3 protein-coding genes and 2 pseudogenes are annotated in these 5,174 nt (G+C 61.4%); all 5 read right to left on the reverse strand.

Translation table 11 applies throughout. The features are described from left to right. Nucleotides 1–88: 88 nt before the first annotated feature. The 5 genes and pseudogenes from ABZ532_RS31175 to ABZ532_RS31195 all read right to left on the reverse strand — a co-directional run bounded on the left by ABZ532_RS31175 (nucleotide 89) and on the right by ABZ532_RS31195 (nucleotide 4,940). Nucleotides 89–331, reverse strand: a complete 243-nt coding sequence (locus tag ABZ532_RS31175) for a hypothetical protein (RefSeq protein WP_361291280.1) — start codon at nucleotides 329–331, stop codon at nucleotides 89–91. A gap of 350 nt (nucleotides 332–681) precedes the next feature. Next, on the reverse strand, nucleotides 682–1,116 hold the full coding sequence (locus ABZ532_RS31180; protein ID WP_361291283.1) for a DUF805 domain-containing protein: 435 nt from the start codon (nucleotides 1,114–1,116) through the stop codon (nucleotides 682–684). Between the two features lie 848 nt (nucleotides 1,117–1,964). After that, nucleotides 1,965–2,605: pseudogene (locus tag ABZ532_RS31185) on the reverse strand (PIN domain-containing protein). A gap of 653 nt (nucleotides 2,606–3,258) precedes the next feature. Continuing rightward, nucleotides 3,259–3,440: pseudogene (locus ABZ532_RS31190) on the reverse strand (IS630 family transposase); the annotation flags it as partial. Between the two features lie 111 nt (nucleotides 3,441–3,551). After that, entirely contained in the window at nucleotides 3,552–4,940 is a 1,389-nt protein-coding gene (locus tag ABZ532_RS31195) for an alkaline phosphatase PhoX (protein WP_361291286.1), read from the reverse strand. Between the last annotated feature and the right edge of the window lie 234 nt (nucleotides 4,941–5,174).

Consider the following 5,174-nt stretch of genomic DNA (forward strand, 5'->3'; position numbering starts at 1 on the left):
TCCACGGCCGCGACTGACGCTTCCCCATGTTGAAACCAACGAGCATCCGAACCGAAAGTCACATGATCAACAACTTCTGTTAGGACCTCTAAGCGATGATCGCGGCACGGATGTCCGGACGCCAGGTGGGGCGCTCCAACTCCGGCCACCGCTCCCCCTTGGTGTAGTTGAGTCCGCGGGCGCGGGAGCGGAGTTTCCCGATCCCGCCCTTCGCGGTTGCCTTGACCGCAGCCAGGACCGCACGCATCCCCGGACCACCGTGGCGTACGTTCTCCATGGCGGTCAGGAACGCGGCGCCGTCCATGCCCGGTGTCACGCCGAGGTCTTCCATCGTGGCCAACATGGCGGCTTTCAGCCGGCCGTGCCACGGGTCCAGGAAAGCCCCCGACTCACGGCGGACATAGGCCTCCAACGGATGCACGTTGTGCCCGAGCTCGAGCGCATAGCCGACAGTGTGCTGACCAGCGGGTCAAGGGCGACCTTGTATCTGCGAGGGCTGCTGCTGGACGGCCGGCGCCTGGACCTCCTCCAACACATCGTCGCCACTGGACCGGCACCTGCCCCACCTGCCCCACCTGCCAACAAACCGTGCCATGGCAGCCCTACGACACCACCTAGCAAAGCACTACTAGGGCTCATTAGGGGTAGGTGGTACACGTCATTGTCAGTGGGCTATTGACGCTAGCCATTCTGCTGGTGCCGACGGGACACCAGTTGGGGTTCTGGGCCATAAGCGTTATGACCGCCAATACCGGCACGAGCGAGAAGTACTAGCAGAGCAATCGGCCCCACTATGGGAACCACCAGTATTAGCTGCCACCATCCAGAGCGACCGGTATCATGCAACCGACGAGAGCCTATGGCGAGCGTGGGTATGAAATGGCTGACCACGTACACAGCTTCTATAGATCCTGCCACCGCTCGAGAATCGCTAACCATAAATATCACATGCAAGCATATGTACATAAGCATAGAAATCAGAAAGAAGGTCCAGTATTCCGCACGGCCTGCTCGACCAGAAAATACGGCGTAGTTCTTAAAGGCGTTTACATACCAATGCATTTGCAACTCCGGAGGCACTAGAAGGATTACCGTGATGCCCTTTTGCGTGCACATTCACTCTCCCCTAGGCGCACGATGTCCTGACGCGTTCAGTTCGTCGATGTCAAGTCTCGACGATTCCAAACACATCCGGACATGGAGATCGATCTAGATAGCTGGGAGAGTTCAGGTCAAGTCGATCACGTCCGGCGAGTGCGTGTATGAGCAATACGTACTCAATCGCTCAACGTGTTTAAAGTCATTATTCTTCTCCCTTTCACGCTCTGTATGGACGGTGGCAGCTAACGAACAAGGCGAGCTGCCGAGGCAAGAACAGGCATCAGTCGAGTCTGAGGAACCCTCAGTGGATGCCAGCTCGTCACTTCCAGCAGGCGCGCAGGCATCAAGCCATAAACCCAGTTAGACGGCGCTCGAACACCGTCCGGTACGGCCTCGCGCGGGCGCCGCCGAATTCTGCGGCGGGCGATAATGCAAGTACCCGTAGTCAAGCTTCCCATACCGCTTGAGATCCGGGTTCACCGTCAGCCCATGCTGCTCCAGAGGGGCGGGATCGGAGAGGTACCCACGCGTATGCGGTTGGCCTCTCCTGTGGGGAACGGTCGAAGCACTTCAACTGATAAGGGAGCACAGCCCAAACGTTCCGGCATAACGGTCGTGTCGCATGCGTCGAGGCAAGCATGGTCGGGGCAGAGGTCGGCGACCCGCCAGAACACCGGTCCGCAAAGGTTGGCGAAGTGGCAGTCGCTGGTTACGACCGGGGCAGGTGCCGATGACTTTGTTCATCGGCCGGAAGAACCGCCCAAACTCGGGCGGGGTCGTATAGAGCCTCACGGCTTACGGCACCTGTTGCTGTGTGTCTTTTCCCATATCTAGAACATTTTGCGGGAAGTTGCGCCGGGGAATTACACCTCGAGCGTTTCGGTGACGAGGGCAGCGACGGGTGAACGTTCAGAGCGGGTCAGGGTGATATGTGCGAACAACGGATGGCCCTTCAGTTTCTCGACTACTGCGGCGATGCCGTCGTATCGGCCGGCGCGGAGATTGTCACGCTGGGTAACGTCATGGGTGAGGACGATGCGAGAGCCCTGGCCGATGCGGGAGAGGACAAGGGACCGACCTCGGGTGTGCGCAACGGCAGGTCCTTGGAAACGACGGTGACGTTGCAGCCCTCAGCCTGGAGGTTGTGGGCAACGGCAAGTATGCGGGCGTCGGCCTCACCTCCGGGGGCGCGGTAGCTAACGGGCAAAGCCGAGTCGTCGGAGTGGTTCAGTTCGCGTCGGAGTGTGCCGCCGCAGTCGCCGACCGGGATTGGCTCGTCGAGGCGCCCGTGCAGGATGCGGTATTCATCGAGGAGGCGGAGTGCTTGGCGGGCGAAGTACCCCAGCTCTGGGTGATGCCGCTTTGCCTCCAGCTCGGATACTACGACCACAGGGAGAACGACCTCGTGCTCGTCAAAGCGCGTCATGGCCGACGTGTCCGCTAGGAGCACGCTGGTATCGAGAACATACGTGCGCCGATCGCTCTGCCGGGAGCAGACGGACATCGACTCAGTGCTCCCGCGTTCTTCGTCGATCATCGCTGCTCTCCGATTCGCTTGGCGACTTGTCTCGTATTGGTCGAGTGGGTTGGGTGTTCTCTCAGCTCGGCGGTGCGGATTCGATGGGACGCTAGACCCACGGCTGGATTGGCGCGACGGCCTATGAGGCGTATCACACTGATGTGGACCTTACGTAATTGAATATCGCTATAGGGGTGTTTGTCGGCCTACTTCAGTGACTCTCGCATCATGTGCGTGAAACACCGTTCCTGTGAATGCTTTCGTCTGACGATTCCGCTCTTCCGTAACCGTTTCAAACTGGGGCGCACGCGGCCGATGCCCAGAAAGGGACCTCCACATCCGGCCCTTGGTGGGTTGGGAGTCGGAGTGAATAACAAGATCTGTCCAGCGGGTCGATGAAGCGACGGCTCGCTGTCACGTCCACCCGTTTCACTCGCAACAGGCCAGGCGCCAGACCGCAGCCCTGTCGTCGCTCAGCAGATTGAACCGTGGGGAGCCGCGCGGGCAGCCTGTGAGTGTGTCCGCCCGTGTTTTTCGGCCCCTGCCTCGCCGTGGTGGAGACGTCAGCGGCCCGCTGCCTCGTCACCCGGGGCAGAGTTCGATGTCCTGCTCCAGGGCTTGGACGCTCTTGTGACGCCTCGCCGAATCTGCTTGTTCGTGAGTTCTGCGGACCAGCGCTCCACAAGGCTGAGCCAGGACGATCCGGCCGGAGTGAAGTGCAGGTGGAACCGGGGGTGAGCCATCATCCAGTTGTGATGGCCGGGGTTTTTGTGGTGGCGTAGTTGTGGACCAGGTGCACCTGCAGATCCGCAGGCACTTCCTTGATCAACCCACCGACCCCACCCTGAAAACCTCAGTAATGGATGGGAACAGGATCCCAGCTCGGAACTCGAAGCCCGAGTTGGTTCGCTCAAGCGATCGTTCCGTGCGATCAGTTGCCTTCCCAAGGGCTGCCGGTCACTGCGAACGTTGTACCGGGCATGTAGCAGTTGACGTACATGGTCCCGCCGTCTGGCGAGAATGTGACGCCTGAGAACTCTCCCCACTCTGGTTCCGCGGCGGTGCCGATGTTCTGGCGGTTGCGGGCCATCGCGTATACCTCGCCTCGCTTGGTCAGCCCGTACACGTGCTGGGAGCCGTCCCCGTCCTCGCATACCATGAGTCCGCCGCCAGGGGCGAGACAGATGTTGTCCGGTGTCTCGCCGGGCAGCTGGATGTCGGTTGTCGAGCCGAAGACGATCACCAGAGTCAGCCGCCGCCGTTGCGGTTCGTACCGCCATACTTGGCCAAAATGGTCGGCTGCCGAGCCCTCGGCGCTCCGGGCGAAGCTGGAGACGAAGTACACGCACGAGCCACCCCAGTAGCACCCCTCCAGCTTCTGAGCGTGGGTGATGCCCTTGGGACCGAAGTCCTGCAACCGGACTGGGGTTTGACGTGCCTGTGGGTCGGGTACCGGGACCCACTCGAGGCCCTCGAAGCACGCACCTGTATCCATGATCGCGGAGAGGTCCGGCACCCCCGGTACCCTCATTGCTTCGAGCTGTCCACCGGCCCGGAGCGAGCCTGTGCCGCCCAGAGGTTTCTCAGGCAGAAAGCGGTAAAATAGGCCGAACGGCCGTTCGAAGGCGTCCTCCGTCTCGTAGACGATCCCTTTGCGTGGATCGATCGCGATGGCTTCGTGCTGAAAGCGGCCCATCGCGGTCAGCGGCATGGCGCCGGTGCGGCGCGGACTGGCGCCGTCGACCTCGAAGACGAAGCCGTGGTCTTTGGTGTAGCCATTGGTACCTGCCTTGTCCTCGTTCTCCTCGCAAGTGAGCCAGGTTCCCCAGGGTGTTGACCCACCCGAGCAGTTAACCGCGGTGCCGGCGATGGCGACGCGCTCCGCCACGACGTTTTGGTGGCTGTCGAGGATGAGGGCCGTGCAGCCGCCCTTTGCGGCCGGGTCGTACGTGAGGCCAGGGACGGCGGGGACAGCGACGCGGGCGTCGGGCCGGTTTTCGTGGTTGCGTATGAGGTGGACGCGTCCATTACGTCCGCGCAGGGCTGTCATTCCGTCGTGATTGCTCGGCACTGGCCCCTCCCCGGAGCGCAGCGGTTCGCCCTCGCGGGACAGAACCCGATAGCGGAACCCTTTCGGCAGATCGAGCAGGCCATGCGGGTCGGGAACGAGCGGACCGTAGCCGGAGCGGCCGCGGGCGGCAGCGGTGCCAACGAAGAGCTCGGAGATGGCTCCGCTGAAGGCGATACCGGCTACGGCCGCCCCCGAACCCGCGAGGACTCGACGCCGGGGTATGGGCAGGTGGTCCCTAAATGAAGTCATGGAAGTCCCTTTTCAACCTGATATTTTATAATTCAACTTATCCAGGCAGGGTGCCCTATTACGCACTAGCTGGTCCTTGATCGTCTCTCTCAAAACCGCCGTGGACATGAGTCTTGAGTACCTAGTAGTGCTTGGTCAGGTTGTCGCGCGTCAGACTTTGTGGCAGGGCTCGTTTCTTGCGGGCTCTGCTGATCTTGAAGGAGTCTGATCGTTCATGGTGAGGCCGCCGGTGCT

Origin of the sequence: Streptomyces sp. NPDC019396 (assembly GCF_040632375.1) — a bacterium.
Taxonomy (GTDB): Bacteria; Actinomycetota; Actinomycetes; order Streptomycetales; family Streptomycetaceae; genus Streptomyces.

Bases quoted from the DNA above. Each gene is read 5' to 3' on its own strand.
- ABZ532_RS31195 (WP_361291286.1), bottom strand. From the start codon at position 4,940: ATGACTTCATTTAGGGACCACCTGCCCATACCCCGGCGTCGAGTCCTC.
- ABZ532_RS31180 (WP_361291283.1), bottom strand. From the start codon at position 1,116: ATGTGCACGCAAAAGGGCATCACGGTAATCCTTCTAGTGCCTCCGGAG.
- ABZ532_RS31175 (WP_361291280.1), bottom strand. From the start codon at position 331: ATGGAAGACCTCGGCGTGACACCGGGCATGGACGGCGCCGCGTTCCTG.